Annotated in this window: 5 protein-coding genes; 1 reads left to right on the top strand and 4 read right to left on the bottom strand. The window is 74.1% G+C overall.

Annotation, left to right across the window (positions count from 1 at the left end; all coding sequences use genetic code 11):
• Position 1: 1 nt before the first annotated feature.
• The 4 genes from Sco07f_RS09320 to Sco07f_RS09305 are packed head-to-tail and all read right to left on the bottom strand — an operon-like array spanning position 2 to position 15,523.
• A complete protein-coding gene (locus Sco07f_RS09320) occupies positions 2–2,056 on the bottom strand; it encodes a Gfo/Idh/MocA family oxidoreductase (RefSeq protein ID WP_108987524.1) in 2,055 nt (684 codons plus the stop codon).
• Positions 2,053–3,204 carry a saccharopine dehydrogenase NADP-binding domain-containing protein gene (locus Sco07f_RS09315; RefSeq protein WP_108987523.1) on the bottom strand — a complete coding sequence of 384 codons (1,152 nt, stop codon included), beginning with the start codon at positions 3,202–3,204 and terminating at the stop codon, positions 2,053–2,055. The genes Sco07f_RS09320 and Sco07f_RS09315 overlap by 4 nt, the downstream gene beginning before the upstream one ends.
• Positions 3,201–8,774, bottom strand: coding sequence for a non-ribosomal peptide synthetase (locus Sco07f_RS09310; protein WP_108987522.1), 5,574 nt, complete (start codon positions 8,772–8,774; stop codon positions 3,201–3,203). The genes Sco07f_RS09315 and Sco07f_RS09310 overlap by 4 nt, the downstream gene beginning before the upstream one ends.
• Positions 8,771–15,523 carry a non-ribosomal peptide synthetase gene (locus tag Sco07f_RS09305; protein WP_108987521.1) on the bottom strand — a complete coding sequence of 2,251 codons (6,753 nt, stop codon included), beginning with the start codon at positions 15,521–15,523 and terminating at the stop codon, positions 8,771–8,773. The genes Sco07f_RS09310 and Sco07f_RS09305 overlap by 4 nt, the downstream gene beginning before the upstream one ends.
• Before the next feature lie 184 nt (positions 15,524–15,707).
• On the opposite strand from Sco07f_RS09305, the gene Sco07f_RS09300 reads away from it, so the two are divergent.
• Complete coding sequence (locus Sco07f_RS09300; RefSeq protein ID WP_108987520.1) at positions 15,708–17,372, top strand: (2,3-dihydroxybenzoyl)adenylate synthase; 1,665 nt, start codon at positions 15,708–15,710, stop codon at positions 17,370–17,372.
• The last annotated feature ends 14 nt before the right edge of the window (positions 17,373–17,386 follow it).

Below are 17,386 nucleotides of genomic sequence, written 5' to 3'. Positions count from 1 at the left end.
CCTAGCCGTCGGTGGAGGAGGAGACGAGTGGAGGGGCGGTGTGCGAGGCGTCCGGGCCGTCGGGCGAGGGCCGCGCGTGCGGCAGTTGCGGTCGGTCGGCCGGGCCGGGGCTGCCCGGTGCCCGGGTGAGCACGGCCAGCGGGGGTGCTCCGGGGCGGGTGGGCAGGGCACGTGCCGTCAGGCCGGACTCGGTCGCCACGTCCTTCAGCCCGAAGGGCGCCCAGCGGTAGGAGTCGCGCACCTCGCGTTCCGGTCGGGCGGCGCCGTCCCGGTAGACCCGCCAGGTGGAGTGCAGGCGCATCACCGCGGCCTCCGTCTCGTCCGGTGCTCCGCCGAACGACCACTCGTAGCGGTGGTGTCCGGCTACGGCGGTGGCGAGCCGGGTCTCGGGAAGGGTCAACGAACGCTCGAACTGCATGAGTTCGACGACCACGAGCCCGCCGGGAGCCAGCCGCCGGGTCAACCGCCGCCACAGCCGGGCCCGTTCTCCGGCGTCGAGGTGGCCGAGGACCCCGCAGAGCAGAACGACGCCGATCCGGTCCGGGAGTTCCAGGTCCGGGGCGGAGTCCGCGGTGACGGTCACCCGGGCACGCAGGTCCTCGTCGCTGAAGACCCGGCTGGTCAGCACGGCGCGCATGCCGACCGACGGTTCGCAGGCGATGATCTCCGCGTCCGGCCGGGCCCGGGCGACGGCCTCGGTCACCAGACCGGTGCCCGCGCCGATGTCGACGACCGGACCGGTGCTCAGGTCGGCGTCGGCGAGGAGGGCGGCGATCGCGGGGGCGCTGGAGGTCGCGGTGTGCTCGGCGGCGACGAGGTCGAAGAACTCCGCCGACGGAGAGTAGGCGGCGGCGTCCGCCGGGCGGGGCGGGGCGGTCCGCGGTGAGGGGCCGTCCGGCTCCCCGGTGGGGGCCGCCCGGCCGCCAGGCGGGGAGGCCGGTCCCGGACGGGACGTCGTCTCGTGCGGGAATCCCTCCGGGGCGGGGAAGACGTCTCTGACCGCCAGGGGCCGGGGCGCGGCCGGCCGGACGATCTCGGGTGGTCCCAGCCGGGCGGCGAGGTCGGTCCAGATGCGGCACACCGCCAGGTCGTACTGGCCCGCGCGCAAGGCGTCGCCGCCCTGCGCGACCGCCTCGCGGAGTCCGTCGAGGGCCGCACCGATCGCTTCGGGCCACAGATCGGAGAAGACCGTACGGAAGGACCCCGTGGTGCCGACCACGGCCGTGGTCCCGAGCCCGAGCCGGCCGGTGCCCGGACCGTCCAGGACGAACCGCCGGTCCGCGTCCCGCCCGATGTGCAGCCGGGGGCTCCACAGCACGGGGCCGTGGGTGTCGGCCAGGGTGAGCACACCGCCCTCGGTTCCCAGGGAGATCCGGTGCCAGTGCAGGGCGTGGTTGTCCCGGTCGGCGGGGTCGAGCTGGTGGTGCACCCGCAGGGTGAGGGGCACGCCGGCGAACACGCCGTGCAGGGAGCGGAACGGCTGCGGCCCGATCTCGGCGGGCAGTGGCGCCGGGTCCGCGAACCGCCAGGGCCGCAGCGTGCCCGTCGCCCGGCCGAGGATGTCCACCAGGGGGTGCATCAGGTGGACGGGAGTGGCGGCGTCCACGAACAGCGGCCGCTGTTGTGCGACGAGCCGACGGGCCGCCTCGACGAAGGCGCGGACGGGGGCGACGTGCGGGTAATGGGTGTTGAGGCGGTACTGCACTCCCCGCTCGCGGGCGTGTCTGAGGTTGGCCGTCAACTCGGTGAGGTGGACGGGGTGTTCCTGGAGGACGTGGATGCCCCGGTCCATGAGCGCCCGGGCCAGGTCGGTTCCCCCGCCGCCCGATATGGACGAACTCACCGCGACGCAGGCGGCGTCGATGTCCGCCGGGAGGTCGTCGACGTCCGTGAGGAACGGGACGCCGAGGCTCTGGGCGTACGCACGGGAGGCTGCCGAGCCCCGGCTCAGAATGCCGGCCAGGGTGTAGCCGGGGCGCCGGCGTACGGCCTCGGCGTAGAAGCGGCCGAAGTTGGTGCCGCAGACCAGTACGCGCAGCGGCGACGACGCGCTCACAGCACACCTTCTTCCACCTGGTCGGCGTCGGCCGCCGCGCCGGTGAGCCGGAGGTCGGCCGCCCCGTGCGACCGCAGGTGCCCGACCACGGTGTCCGGGTCCAGCACGTCGCAGGCGAAGTGCACGCCCGCCGGGATGCCGCCCCGCAGTACCGCGTCCACCGCGAGCGCGCCCACGGCCGCCGTGAGGCGGTAGCTGCTGGCCGCGCGCAGGGTCGCTCCCGCGGTCGCCGGCCGGCCCGACGCCGTGCCCGCCAGTGCGAAGTCCATGACGTAGTAGGGCTTGCGTCCGGCCAGGTCGAGATCGGCGGCGAGGATCAGCCGCTCCGCGAGCCGGTCCGGGTCGTCACCGGCCGCGAGCCGTCCGGGCAGGAGGTTGAGCAGCGCGCGTACGGCGGGGCCGGGGTGCACGTTGTACCAGTCGAGGCGGTCCAGGCCCAGGACGGTGGCGAGGCGTTCGCTCTCCCCGCTGAGATAGGGCTGCACCGCGACCCGTCCGGGGAACGCCTCGTGTTCCGTGTCCTCGGCCGTGCGCAGGACGCGCGGCACACGGCGCCCGCCGCGGACGGCCGCCAGCGCCTCGCCGTAGGCCGCTCCGTCCGCGCCGCCGGAGGTGAGGGACAGCATGAGGTCGTGCGCCACCGTCGGCGAACAGGTTTCCAGGCCACCGCAGTACGCGGTCAGTGCGGTGGCGTCGTCCAGTCCCCGCCCGGCCAGCCAGCGCGGCAGCAGGCTCGACAGTCCGGGCAGCGCTCCCGCCGAAAGGACGACGGCGCGGCCGTCGCGGGCGGGGTCGCCGTCCGCGAGGAGGTCCTCGGCGGCCGGGTCGTCCCCGGCCACGTCGACGCAGTGGGCGCCCGCGGCGAGTGCCGCGGAGGCCACCGTGGCACGGAGCCGGTAGGTGGGGCCGACGCAGTTGAGGACGATGTCGCAGCCCTCGGTGAAGGCGCGCAGGCCGTCCGGTGCGGTGGCGTCGGCCCGGACCGTCCCGTCGCGGCCGACGGGGTCCTCTTCGGCGACCGCGCGCAGGGCGGACTCGGTCCGCCCGCCCAGGCGGAGCCCGGTGTGGCCGAGGGCGCGCAGCTCCCGTACGGCGGCCCGGCCGACCGCCCCGGAGGCGCCCAGGACCCCGATCACGGTCCTGGTCATCGGGTGATCGCCCCCCGGGTCAGCTCGCCGAGGGTCTTGAGGATCCCGGGCGCGTGCTCGACGGACAGGCAGCTGTAGTGGTCGCCGCCGATGTCGAGGATGTCCAGGTCGCCCAAGGTCAGTTCCTCCCAGTAGGTGGTGACGGCGTCCTTGCTGCCGGGGAAGGGGTAGGCGCCGTCGTGGCGCAGGAAGGTGATGTCGCCCGCGTAGGGCTCGGCGTCGTAACGGGTGATGGCGAAGACGCTCTGCCGGAAGGCGAGGAAGAGCCGGGTCATGTGGTCGGGCTCGTAGGTGCCGGCCGAGGCGGGCACCGCCTCGCACATCCGGGCGATACGGGTGGCCCGGGGCACGCCGGCGAGGTGCCGGAACGGGCTCGCGACGTCCTCGAACTCCTCGGGCAGCGCGGCGAGTCCGCCGTCCGGCAGCACACCGGGACTGGCGGCCAGGACGGCGTCGGCCGCCGCGGCCACCCGGTACTGGTCGTCCGGGAAGCCGAGGTCGGCCGGGTCGATGCCCATCATGACGGCGAACGAGTACTCGGCGAGGAGTTCGTCGTCGAGCCGGAAGCGGGGGCTGTGGCTGCTGATGACGGTGAGGCTCTCCACCTCCGCCCCCGACTCGGCCAGGTTGCGGGCCACTTCGGTGGCGATCAGGCCGCCCAGGCAGTAGCCGACGACGTGGAAGCGGCTGCGGCCGTCCGCCGTCAGGGCCCGTGCGTAGTCGGCCGCCATCTGCTCGATGAGTCCCTCCGGCGGCGCGGCCAGGAACCCGTTCAGGTCCGGGACCTCGACGCCGACGACCTCGGCGAGGCCCGGTGAGCGGCGTCTGATCTCGGTGATCAGCGCCCGGTACGGCATGATCGTCGCGGTCCCCGCGTGCACCAGCACGGTCGTCGGCTCGTCCTCGGAGCGCGAGCCGTGCAGGTGGATCACCGGGTTCGTGCGCACGGCGTCCGCCACGGGCGTGTCCTCGGCACCGGCCAGGCCGCGCAGGAATCCGGCGAGACCGGCGACCGTGGGGCGGCGCAGCATGTGGCGCAGGACGACCTCCCACTCCAGGTCGGCCGCCCGCGGTACGCGTTCGCGCAGCCGGCCCACCATGCGTGCGACGAGGAGCGAGTCCCCGCCGAGGTCGAAGAAGTCGTCGTTGCGGGTGACGCGGTCGACCGCGAGGAGTTCCGTCCACAGCTCGGCGAGGCTGTTCTCCAGCTCGTCCTTCGGCTGCTCGTCCACGACGACGGGGGCGCTCTCGCGGGGCAGCCAGGCCCGCAGCCGGGAGCGGTCGGTCTTGCCGTTGGCCGTGCGGGGCAGGGTGTCGACGACCTGCCACACCGAGGGGAGCATGTACTCCGGGAGCCGGGTGGCCGCCGTGCGGGCCAGCTCGCCCACGGGGACGTGGTAGCGGTCGTCCTTCAGCGTGGCGAGGAAGACTTCCTGGCCGGTGAGTGCCAGGGCGTCGCGGGCGTCGGGCAGTGAGGTGATCTCGGACGCCCCGTGTGCGGCGAGGAGTTCGCGCCACTGGGCGTGGGTGAGGAAGGACTGCCCGGTGTGCTCGCGCACGTCGGTCCAGGTCCGGCCGGCTACCTCCAGGAACTCCATGGAGACGAGCAGCGGGAGGTTCTCGTCGCGGGTGTTCTCCACGAACACGAGCTGTCCGCCCGGTACCAGCAGTTCCCGCAGCCGGCCCACGGCGGCGTCCGCGTCGGCGGCGGCGTGCAGCGTGTTGGCGCAGATCACGACGTCGAAGGTGTTCGGCGACAGCTGCTGGGCGCGGGGGTCCTCGTCGACGTCGAAGCGCTGGTAGCGGACCCAGGAGTGGTCGGCGAAGCGCTCGCGGGCCTCGTTCAGGAAGAACGCGGAGGCGTCGGTGAACAGGTAGTCGACGCCGTACTCGGCGAGGACGGGCACCAGTTCGCCGGTGGTGCCGCCGACACCGCCGCCCACTTCGAGGACACGCAGCCGCTCCTCGCCGGTGTGACCGGCGGCGATCTCGCGCAGCGCGGCGACCACCGCGCGGTTGAGATGCCGGATGGCGAGGTTGTCGCGGTAGGCGGCGTCCGCGGCCTCCGTGGCGGCGCCGGGGAAGAGCAGCTCCTGGATGCCCGTCTCGCCGGAGACCAGTTCGGGCAGCCGCTCGGCACAGGTGTGCATGACGGTGAGCAGCTCCGTGCTCCAGCCGATCTCCTGCTCCAGCGCCGCGGCTTGGTGCCGGCGGCGCTCCCGCTCGGTGTCGGAGACGGGGACGAGGCCGGTGTAGGTGCCGTCCGGGTCCCGGTGGGTGAGCCGGTCGCGGGCGGCCAGGGCGCGCAGCCAGCGCCGCACGATGTGCCGGTGACGTGGCGTGGCGCGCAGGGCCGTGCCCACGTCCTCCGCCGTGCGTGCCGCTCCCCCGTCGAACACTCCGGAGGCGGCGAGGACGTGCGTCATCTCGGCGATCGCCATCTCGTCGAGGGCGGCCAGGAAGTCGGTGAGCCGCGCGGCGTCGACGGCCCCGGAGGCTTCGCTCACGGCGTCGGCCGCCGCCCTGCGCGCCTGTGCCCGTCCCGCCGCGACGGACTCGTCGCCGTCCCTGGGGGGCACCCCGGAAGGACCGGTCGTCCCACCGTCCTTGCGGGCCGTCTCCACGAACGCGGCCAGGCGCCGTCCCCCCGCCGCCGAGTCGTCGACGACCACGGCGCCCGCCGCGACCGCAGGGTGGGCCTGTACGGCGGCCTCCACCTCGGCGAGTTCGACCCGGTAGCCGCGGATCTTGACCTGGGCGTCCTCGCGGCCCAGGAACTCGATGGTCCCGTCGGGGAGGTACCGCCCGAGGTCACCCGTGCGGTACAGCCGTCCTCCGGTGACGGGGTCGGTGAGGAACCGCTGTGCCGTGCGCTCCTCGTCGCCGAAGTAGCCGAGGGCGACGCCGGCGCCGCCGATGTACAGCTCGCCCGGCACCCATTCGGGGCGGGGCCGCAGGTGCCGGTCGAGCACGGCGAACGTCTGGTTGGTCAGGGGCTTGCCGTACGGGATGCTCGGGCGGGCCGTGTCCACGTCGCCGATCGGGTGGGCGATGGACCAGATGGAGCCCTCGGTGGCGCCGCCGAGCGAGATGATCTCCAGCCCCGGCAGGAGTGCGCGGGCCTGGTCGGGCAGGGCGACCGGTATCCAGTCACCGGATATCAGCGCGAGCCGCAGCGAGACGTCGTCGGCAGGGGGCTCGGAGCGGAGCCAGTCGCACAGCATGTGGAGCTGGCCGGGGACCGAGTTCCAGACGGTCACCCCGTGGTCGCGGACCAGCTCGGCCCAGTGGGAGGGGTCGCCGCGCCGGTCGGCCGCGGGCAGGACGAGGGTGGCGCCCACCGCGAGCGGTCCGAACAGGTCGTAGACGGACAGGTCGAAGCCGAGGCCCGCGATGCCGAGGACGCGGTCGCGTCCGGTGACGGCGTGGCGGCGGTTGATGTCCTCGACGGTGTTGAGAGCGGCGCGGTGACTGATCATCACGCCCTTGGGCGTACCGGTGGAGCCCGAGGTGTAGATGATGTAGGCGAGGTCGTCGGGGTCGCGCCGGGCTCCGCCCGTGTGCGGCGTGGCCGCCGGGTCCTCGGGGAGGAGGTCGACTGCGACGGCTGTGACGTTCTCCGGGAGGTCGTCGAGTTCGGCGAGCCAGGACTGGGTGAGGACCGTGCGGACGCCCGCGTCCGCGACGATCGTGTCCCGGCGGGCCGGTGGCTGAGCGGTGTCGACCGGCAGGTAGGCGCCGCCCGCCATAAGGGTGCCGAAGACCGCGACGACCTGTTCCCAGCCCTTGTCCGCCCAGATCGCCACGGGCTCCCCGGGACGCAGCCCGGCTGCGGTCAGGGCCTCGGCCAGAGCGCTCGCGCGGGCCACGAGCTGTCGGTAGGTGAGGGCGAGTCCGGGGGCCCGGACGGCGGTCGCGTCCGGTGTGGCCTGTGCCTGGGCGAGTACGGGTTCGTGGAGCAGGGCGTCCGGCAGGGGCCCCTCGGTCGCGTTGACCGCGCGTCGGCGTACCGCCTGTGCCGCGGGCAGGGTGATGCGGGCCGGGGCGTCCCAGGCGGCGTCGCCGGCTTCCGGCTCGGCCGCCAGCGACCGTACGAGTGCCGTGTACGCCTCGAACATGGCGTCGGCCACCCCGTGGGCGAGCGCGCCCTCCCGAATGTCCCAGGACAGGCTCAGGGTGTCGCCGCGGTGCATGACCTGGCAGTCGAGCCATACCTGCGGCGTCCGGGTCACCGCGTACCTCACCTCGGGGGGTACGCCCTCGGAGGTGGCGCCGGTGCCCAGGGCGCTGGTGAAGACGACCGGCATCAGTACCGGGGCGCCCGCCGTGCGGGAGAGCTCGGCCAGCACCTCGGAGCCGGTGAAGAGGGGATGCGCCAGGTCTTCGAGGAGCTGCTCTCCCACCGCCCTGGTCCGTTCGGCGAAGGTGGCCGGGGCGTCGAGGTCGACGGTGAGGAGTTCGAGCGAGGTGAAGTCCCCGACGAGGCGGCCGATGTCCTCGTGCAGGTCGGGCCGGTCGACGGTGGGCACGTTGAGCGTGAAGCGGCTGGTGCGCGACCAGGCGCCGACCGTCTCGGCGTACGCGGTGAGCAGGGCCGTCGACACGGTCAGTCCCCGCCGCGCGGCCCGCTCGGTGAGGCGGTCCCGGTCGGCCGCGGGCAGCAGGATCTCCAGCCGCCGGAACGTCACCGGGCCGTCGGGGGCCGGAGTGCGGTCCGGCTCTCCGGGATCGCTCACCGCGCCTTCCCAGGCTTCGGCGAGGGGCAGTTCGGGAGCGGGTGGCAGGGTGTCGAGGCGTCCGTGCCAGTAGGCGCGGTCGCGGGTGTGCGCGTCGCTGTCGGCGAGGGCGCGGCGGGCCAGGACGTAGTCGCGGAAGGTGATCCGCGGGGCGTCGGAGAGGGCGGCGCCTCCGTAGCTCTGCTGGAACTCGGCCAGCAGGATGCGCAGGCCGGCGTGGTCGACGACGAGCATGTCGAAGGAGAGGTGGAGCACGGCCCGCTCGGCGGTGCGGGTCACGTGCACGTCGAAGAGCGGCCACTGGTCGGTGGGTGCCTCGCGGGTGGCCAGGCGCGTGCGGGTGCGCTCCGCCTCCGCCTCGGCGGTGGCGGCCGGGAGTGCGGTCAGGTCGTCGGTGCCGACCACGAGGGCGGGCACGTCGGGCAGGACCCGCTGGTAGCCGTCGGGGTGGACGACGGCGCGGAGCATGTCGTGCCGTTGGACCAGTCCCCGCCACACGGAGGTGACGCGGTCGACGTCCAGGTCCGGGTATTCCAGTTCGACGTAGGCGTGGCAGCCGACGCCGCCGTAGGCGTAGGCGTCGGTGCGGCCGATGAGGTAGGCGGCCTGGATGTCGGTCAGCGGGAACGGTTCGTGGCGGTTGTCCGGGTCGGCGCGCAGGGCCGGTTCCCCGGCCTCCAGGTGGCGCAGGAGGGCTTCCTTGTGCGTGCGCAGTTCGGCCCGGTGCGCGTCGGTGAGCCGGCCCTGCGGGGCCCGGAAACGCAGTTGTCCGTCCTGGGCCCACAGCACCACGCCGTCGTCGGCGTAGCGGGCCAGCAGTTCAGCGATGTTCACAGCTCTCCGGTCTCGTAGGCGGTCTCGTGGGCCGCGAGCGTTCGGTTGACGTCCGCGGCGAGCGCGGCGACGGTCGGTGCGGCGAAGAAGCGGCGGACGGGCACGGCGGCCCCGAGGCGGCGCTCGATCGCGGTCAGCAGGCGCAGTGCGGTGAGGCTGTCGCCGCCGGTGGTGAAGAAGTTGGCGTTGCGGTCGGGCACCCAGTGCGGCAGGTACTCGCTCCAGAGTCCGGCGAGGGCCGCCTCGGTCCGGCCGCGTGGCGGCTCGGCTCCCTCGGACACCGTCTCCGGTCCCGCCAGAGCGGCCAGGGCCGCCCGGTCGACCTTTCCGTTCGCCGTGAGGGGCAGGGCGGACAGGAGCCGGATGCGGGACGGAACGGCGTAGACGGGGACCCGTTCGGCCAGCAGGGCGAAGAGGCTCTCGGTGAGCTCCGGGTTCTCGACCGGCCCGTGGGGAGCCTGCTCCCGGGCCGGTGCGGTGCCCGCGGTGGGGTCCTGCGGTACCGCGAAGGCGGCCAGGCGCTTGTCGGTGCGCTCCCCCACGGCCACGACGGCGGCCCGCAGCACGGCCGGGTGTGCTTCCAGGGCGGCCTCGATCTCGCCGGCCTCGATCCGGTGGCCGGCGATCTTCAGCTGGCTGTCGAGCCGGCCGAGGAACTCCAGCAGTCCGTCGCCCCGGTACCGGCCCAGGTCACCCGTCCGGTACCAGCGGCGCCCGTCCTGTTCGACGAACTTCTCGGCGGTGCGGGCCGGGTCGGCCAGGTAGCCGCGGGCCAGCCCCGCGCCGCCGATCCACAGTTCGCCGGGCGTCCAGTCGGGGCAGTCCCGGCCGTCCCCGTCGACCACGCGGTAGTGCTGCCCGGTCAGGGGGCGGCCGTAGGGGATGGAGACCCAGCGGGGGTCCGGTTCGGTGACGGTGAGGGTGTTGGACCAGATGGCGGCTTCGGTGGCGCCGCCCATGGCGACGAAGGCGCAGGGCCGCGCAGTCCGGGCCCTCAGCCGGGCGGGCAGGTCGAGGCCGATCCAGTCGCCGGAGACCAGTGCGGTCCGCAGCCCGGCGATCCGGCCGCCTTCCCCGCCGCCCTGTTCGTCGGCGTCGAGCAGCAGGTCGAGCAGGGCGGGGACGGTGTTCCACACGGTGACGCCGTACCGCTCCAGCAGGCCGGGCCAGCGAGCCGGTTCCCGCCGCTGGTCCTCGGTGGGCAGCAGGAGGGAGCCGCCCGCGGCGAGCGGGCCGAAGATGTCGTACACGGAGAGGTCGAAGTCCAGTGCCGACAGGGCGAAGACGCGGTCGTCCCCGCGGATGCCGTGCCGGGCGTTGATGTCCGCGACCGTGTTCCAGGCGGCGGCGTGGGTGATCTCGACGCCCTTGGGCTCCCCCGTGGAACCCGAAGTGAAGATCACGTAGGCGAGGGAGCGGGGAGGCGTCGTCCACGGTGCGGGCAGCGGCTCGTGCTCCTGCGTGTCCGCGAAGGACAGGGCGCGAGGGGCCGTTCCTCCCGACGCGGGCCAGTCGCCCACGACCACGGGAAAGGCGGCGGTGGCATGCACCCGTTCCAGCCGCGCGGCGGGCTGTTCCAGGCTCAGCGGCACATAGGCGGCACCGGCCGCGAGCACACCGAGGACCGCCGCGATCTGCTCCGGTCCCTTGGGGAGGGTGACCGCGACCAGGTCTCCCGGCCGCACGCCGGCGTCCACGAGCGCGGCAGCCGTCCGCAGCGACCGGTCGGCGAGTGTTCCGTACGTCGTCTCCTCCCCCGCGGTCGTGACCAGGGCGGTGCGGTCGGGGGTGGCCGTCGCGCGGGTGAAGAACGACTGGTGCAGGGGGCGCGGCGTCACCGGGTCCAGTGCGGCCTCGCGTGCCGCCGCGGCCCGCCGTTCGTACTGGGAGGCGGGCAGCAGGCCGGGCAGCGGTGCGTCCCAGTCACCGGCGACGGCGTACCGCAGCAGCCGCTCGTAGGCGCCGAACATCGCGTCCAGCACCCCTTCGAGGAAGAGCTCGTCGACGGCGTCCCAGGTGACGACCAGGTCTCCGGACTCCTCGGTGACCTGGTTGTCCAGGCAGACCTGCGGGGACTGGGAGATGCCCCAGACCTTCGCGGGGAAGCCGGTGCCCGGTCCGGCCAGCGTCGCGTCCCCGACGCCGATGGCGCTGGTGAACACCACGGGGGCGGCGGCGTCCACCGTGCCCGTGCGGCGGCCGAACTCCCGCAGCAGCCAGTCGATCGGCACGTCCGCGTGGTCCAGGTCCGCCGCCTGACGCCGCTGGAGGGCGGCTGCCGCGGCCGGCCAGGACGTGCCTTCGCGCCGGTGCCCCGCGAGTGACAGGGACGTGAAGTCCCCCAGCACCCGCTGGACATGGGGGTGGACGTCCCGCCGGTTGAAGAGGGTGAGGGTGACGGTCACGGCGTCGGTCCCGCTCCAGGTCTCCAGGACCTCCGCGTACAGGGCCAGCAGGACGGTGGAGGGGGTCAGGCCGTGCCGTGCCGCCTCGCGCTTGACCGCCCGCCAGTCCTCGGCGGGCAGGCTCAGCCGGCGCCGCGTGAAGACGGGCGCGTCGAGTGCCGCCGGGTCCCGGGCGAAGGGCAGGGCGGGCGGGGGCGGCAGTTCGGACAGGCGGGCCTGCCAGTGGGCGCGGGCGAGGGCGGTCGACTCCGGGTCGGCGGGGAGGCGGGTCAGGTAGTCGCGGAACGACACGTCCACGGGCGGCAGTTCGTGATCCGGGTCGGCGTAGAGCGTGTTCAGTTCGGCGTAGAGCGTGGTGATGGAGAGCGCGTCGAGCACGAGGTAGTCCAGGCCGACGCCGATACGGGTCCGTACTTCGTCGGCGCTCTTCCCGGCGTCCCCGTCCTCGCTCTTCCCGGCGTCCCCGTCCTCGCGGTAGCGCACCGCCTCGAGGGCGAAGAGCGGCCACCGGGCGGGGTCGCGGACCTGCTGGGACAGGCGGGCGCGCAGACCGGCCAGCGCCTCGGCCGCTTCGCCGGGGCGGGCGTCCTCCACCGGTACGCGCACCGGCGGCACGTCGGGCAGGACACGCTGGTGCCCGTCCTCCACGACCGCGCGGAGCATCCCGTGCCGCCGGACGAGGGTGTTCCAGGCACGCTCCAGCCGCTCCAGGTCGACGTCCGTGCCGTCGAACTCCGTGTAGTGCCAGGTGCCGACGCCGCCGAGCGTGAAGCGGGGGTCGCGACCGGTGTGGTAGGCGGTCTGGACGTCCGTGAGCGGGAAGGGCTCGTGGGCGTGGTCCGGGTCGGGCACCAGAGCGGGCGCGGCGACGGGCGACGCCTCCGCTCCGGTGGCCGCCGTGGGGCGCAGGGTCTCGCAGAAGTGCCGGAGCACGGGGTGGGCGAACAGGTCGGCCACGCGGGCGCCGGGGAATCCGGCGGCGCGCAGCCGGCCGATCATCCGGGTCGCGACGAGCGAGTCGCCGCCCAGCAGGAAGAAGCTGCTCTCCCGGCCCACTTCGGGCACGTCGAGGAGCTCGGCCCACTCGGCCGCCACGGCGCTCTCCACCGGGTCGTCCGGCGCCGACGCGCGCGGCCCCTCCTGCCCGGCGGCCTCGGTCAGCGCCCGGTGGACCGCCGTCCGGTCGAGCTTGCCGTTGGCGGTCAGCGGCAGGTCGGCCAGGACGAGGACGCGCTCGGGCACCATGTAGGCGGGAAGTCGTCGCGCCGCCCGGAGACGGACCTCGTCCGGGCCGGGTGCCTCGCCGCGTGCGGACACGGCCGCGGCCAGGTGCCGTCCGGGTGTGTCGAGGACGGTGGCGACCGCGTGCAGGACCGCGGGGTCGTCCTCCAGCGCGGACTCCACCTCGCCCAGTTCGATGCGGTGGCCGCCGATCTTCACCTGGTGGTCGGCGCGCCCGAGGAACTCCAGTACTCCGTCGGACCGGTACCGGGCCAGATCGCCGCTGCGGTACCAGCGCTCGCCGTCGTACTCGACGAAGCGTTCCGCCGTGCGCCCGGGGTCCGCACGGTAGCCGTTGGCCACACCGGGGCCGCCGATCCACAGCTCGCCGGGGACGAGATCGGGGCAGTCGCGTCCCCGTCCGTCCACGACCCGTGCCCGCATGTTGCGCAGGGGGACGCCGTAGGGGACGGACTTCCAGGCCGGGTCGGTCTCGCGCACCTCGAACACCGTGGAGTGGACCGCGGCCTCCGTCATGCCGCCGAGCGCCACGAAGCGGCAGCCGGGCACGAGCGCGCGGAGCCTGCGGGGCTGGTCGAGCCCGACCCAGTCCCCGCCGAGCAGCACCATGCGCACGGAGTCCCCGAGGCCCTCGTCCTCGCCCGCGGCCATCAGCAGGTCGAGCAGGGCGGGCACGCACTGCACCAGCGTCACCCCGTGCTCACGGATCAGCCGCGCCCAGTGGTGGGCGTCCCGGCGGTGGTCCTGTCCGACGGTGACCACCCGGCCGCCGAGGGACAGCGGGGTGAAGATGTCCCACGCGGCCAGGTCGAAGTCGAGCGCGGAGATCGCGAGGGTGCGGTCGGCGGGTCCTAGCCCGAGGTGCTCCTCCATCGCCTCGACGGTGTTGACGACCGCCCGGTGCGACATCTCGACGCCCTTGGGCAGTCCCGTGGAGCCCGACGTGAACAGCACGTAGGCGGGCAGGGCGGGGTCGGGCCGCACGACCGGTGCGGGCCGGAGCCCCGTCGCGTCCTCCAGGAGCAGCACCGGGGCCGGGGCGTCCGCGCAGAGGGGGGCGTGGTCCCGGTCGGTGAGTACGGCGGACGCGCCGGCCACGGAATGGATGCGTTCCCGGCGTACGGCGGGCTGTTCCACGCCGACGGGAGCGTATGCCGCGCCCGCGGCCAGGATGCCGAGGACCGCGGTGATCTGGTCGGCGCCCTTGGGCAGGGTCACGGCGACGGTGTCGCCCTCCCGCACGCCGTGGGCGTGCAGCAGCGCGGCGATCCGCCGGGCCGCGTGGGCGAGTTCGCGGTAGGTGAGGGTGTCGCCGGTGGTACGGACCACCGCGGTGCGGCCCGGCTCGGTCTCGGCGAGCCGGAAGAAGCGGGTGTGCAGGGCGCGGTCCGGGACCGGCGTGGGGGGCAGGGCCGCCACCGCGCGCCGGGGCAGGACGTCGGGGGCGAGCAGGCCGTCCACCGGCCGGGCCCACGCGTCGGGGTCCGTGATCAGGCGGGTGACGAGGCGGCGGTAGGCGTCGAACGCGGCGTCCGGCACACCGGCCTCGAACACACCGTCGCGCACGTCCCAGTTGAGGAGCAGGCCGCCGTCGAGTTCGGTGACCTGGGCGTCCAGGTAGACCTGGGGGCCCTGGGAGATGATCCAGGACGGGCGGCCGAAGGACTTCTGCACGTCCTGCTCGAAGATCTCCCCCAGTCCGATGGCACTGGTGTACACAACCGGGGCCAGCACCGGGGCCCCCTCGGCGCGGGCGAGGTCGCGCAGCACCTCCACCCCGCCGTAGGCGCCGTGGGAGATGCCTTCCTGGAGGCGTTCCTGCACGCCACGGGCCTGCCGGGAGAAGGGAAGGGCCGCGCTCATGTCCGCGTCCAGCAGGACCGAGCCGCTGAAGTCGCCGACCAGGCCCGCGACGTCCGGGGTGAACATCTCCCGGTCGAACAGCGGGAGGTTGAGCAGGAAGCGCCGGCTGCCGCTCCAGGTGGCGATGACCTCGGCGAAGGCGGTGGCGAGGGCTGCGGCGGGGGTGATGCCGTGCCGGCGCGCCGCGTTGATCAGCGCCGCCTTGCCGGAGGGACCCAGCCAGTGGTGCAGGCGGCGGGAGTGGGTGAGCACGGTGTCGTCGGCGCTCACCGGCGTCAGCGGGTCGACGGTCGTCGGCAGGCGCGGAGCGCGGGGCAGGCCCGGCAGCCGCTCCCGCCACCAGGCCGCGTGCCGCTCGCGTTCCGCCCGTCGTCGGGCGTCGTGCTCCGCCAGGTACCGGCGGTAGTCGAGGGCGAGTTCACGGGGCGGTTCGTCGGGAGACTCGTAGAAGCGGCGCAGGTCGGCCAGGAGGACCCGCAGGCTCAGCGCGTCACCGGCCATCATGTCCAGGTCGATCTGCAACCGGGTCCCACCGTCGGGGAGCAGGCAGAGGGCCACGCGGAAGACGTCGCCGGAGGTGATGTCGGGGCGGGCGTGGGTGTTGCGCTCGCGCAGCAGCTCCAGCTCGGCCGCGGCGTCGGCGGCGGTGTACTCACGCAGGTCGTGGACGGTGAGGGAAGCACCCGGCGCGCCGAAGCGCTGCCGTCCCTCCTCGTCGAAGACCGCCCTCAGCATGCCGTGCCGCAGCACGAGCGCACGCACGGCGGTGTCGAGCCGGACGGGGTCGACGTCGTGGCCGTCGAGTTCGACGTAGAAGTGCGCGGCGACGCCACCGAGGGGCTGTCCGTCCTGGCGGCCGATCCAGTAGGCGTGCTGCATCGCCGCCAGGGGGAACGTCTCCGTCGGCCCTTCGCCCGTCACCGCGTCGAGCGGCACGGGTGGTGCGGTGGCGGCTGCCTCGGCGGGTTCTCCCCGTCCCAGCAGGGCTGTCCAGGCGGCCAGGGTCGGGGTGCGGGTGAGGTCCTGGAAGGTGACCGTGCTGCCTTCGCGCCGCCAGGTGCCGGCCAGGGACATCAACATCAGTGAGTCGAGACCGAGTTCGAAGAGATCCCGGTCGTCGTCCAGCTCGTGGGGCGCCGTCCGCAGTGCGCGTGCGACCGCTTCGCGCACTGTGGCCGGCGCGTGAAGGGTTCCGTCGCCTTCCGCCGTCCGCGCCTGGACGGCTGCTTCATCGCTCACTGAGGGGACCTTCCGGTCGGATGGGGTGGCCAGTTGAGGGCCGGCGTCCGAAACGGGACTCTCGTCCGCCGGGCCGTAGCGCCACTCTAGGTTGAAATGATTATCATTTCTAGACTTCACATCGTAGTCACACAACGGGCCGCGGCACCAGGGCCCGGGAGCGAAGGAGAGAGGGCGGAACCACATGACCGAGAAGCAGAACGGCTGGTCGAACGCGGAGTCGGCGCGCTACCGGGCCGTCGGCCACTGGGAGGGGGTCACCTTCGGTGCCCGCCTGCGTCGAGCGGGCACCGACGGTGGAGACCGTGCCGCCCTGGTCGACGGGGACCGGCGGTGGACCTATGCGGATCTGGACACCGAGGCCGACCGCGTCGCCCACGGACTGCGGGGGCTCGGTGTCGAGCGGGGCGACCGCGTCGTCGTCCAGCTCCCCAACTGCGCCGAGTTCGTCCTCGTCTGGTTCGGGCTGCAGCGCCTCGGGGCGGTCCCGGTGCACGCCATGCCCGGCCACCGGCGCCGGGAGATCGGTCATCTGGTGCGCGTGTCGGGTGCGGTGGCCTGTGTCGTGCCCGACCGGCACGCCAGGTTCGACCACCGGGAGCTGATGCGCGAGGTACGGGCGGAGCAGGGGCCGGGCGGTTCGCTCCGGACGGTCGTCGTGGTCGGTGATCCCGGTTCGGAGAGCGGCTTCGTCCCGTTCGAGGCACTGCGGGCGGCCCCGCCGTCCGTGCCCGGCCGTACCGCGCCGGACGCCCGGCCGGCGCCGGGAGCCGACGACGGCGGAGCGGACTCCGCAGACGTCGCCCTTCTGTTGCTGTCCGGCGGCACCACCGGCCTGCCCAAGCTCATCCCGCGGACGCACGACGACTACGCCTACAACGCCCGTGCCTGTGCCGGGGTCTGTGCCCTCGACGAGCGGACCGTCTACCTGGCGGTGCTGCCGGTCGGGTTCAACTTCACCTTCGCCTGCCCCGGTGTGCTGGGCACCCTCATGGCCGGGGGGACCGTCGTGATCGCCCCGGATCCCAGCCCGCAGACGGCGTTCGCGCTCGTCGAGCGGGAGGGCGTGACCCTGACCTCGCTGACCCCGCCGCTCGTCACCCACTGGGTGGACGAGGCTGCCTCCGGTTCGTGGGACCTCGGCAGCCTCTCGGTGGTGCAGGTCGGCGGGGCGCGGCTGCCGGAGGAGCACGCCCGCAAGCTCGGTCCGGCGCTCGGGGCGACCGTGCAGCAGGTCTTCGGCATGGCGGAGGGACTGATCAACCTCACCCGCCTCGACGACCCCGAGGACCTCGTCTGCGCCACCCAGGGCCGGCCGATATCCCCCGACGACGAGATCCTGGTGGTGGACACCGACGGCCGGCCCGTGCCGGACGGTACGGCCGGCGAACTGCTCACCCGGGGCCCGTACACGCTGCGCGGTTACTACCGGGCCGACGAGCACAACCGCACGGCGTTCACCCCGGACGGCTACTACCGGACCGGCGACGTGGTGCGCCGGCTGCCGACCGGACACCTCGTCGTGGTGGGCCGGATCAAGGACCAGATCAACCGCGGCGGTGAGAAGGTCGCCGCCGTCGAGGTGGAGGAGCAGTTGCTCACGCATCCGGCGATCACGGCCGCGGCGTTGGTGGGCGTGCCGGACGAACGCTGGGGCGAGCGGACCGTCGCCTTCGTGGTGTGCGACGGCGAGGCTCCCGGCGTGCGGGAGGTGGCCGCGCACCTGCGGGAGCGCGGGCTGGCCGGATACAAGAGCCCGGACGAGGTCGTCCGGGTGGCCGGCCTCCCGCTGACCGCGGTCGGAAAGATCGACAAGGCAGCGCTGGCGCGGACGTCGCTCCGGCCGTGAGACGTGTCGCGGAG

Origin of the sequence: Streptomyces coelicoflavus (assembly GCF_003112555.1) — a bacterium.
Taxonomy (GTDB): domain Bacteria; phylum Actinomycetota; class Actinomycetes; order Streptomycetales; family Streptomycetaceae; genus Streptomyces; species Streptomyces coelicoflavus.
The sequence above is the reverse complement of the archived record's forward strand: the minus strand, read 5'-3'. Positions and strand labels throughout refer to the sequence as shown.

Bases quoted from the DNA above. Each gene is read 5' to 3' on its own strand.
- Sco07f_RS09300 (WP_108987520.1), top strand. From the start codon at position 15,708: ATGACCGAGAAGCAGAACGGCTGGTCGAACGCGGAGTCGGCGCGCTAC.
- Sco07f_RS09315 (WP_108987523.1), bottom strand. From the start codon at position 3,204: ATGACCAGGACCGTGATCGGGGTCCTGGGCGCCTCCGGGGCGGTCGGC.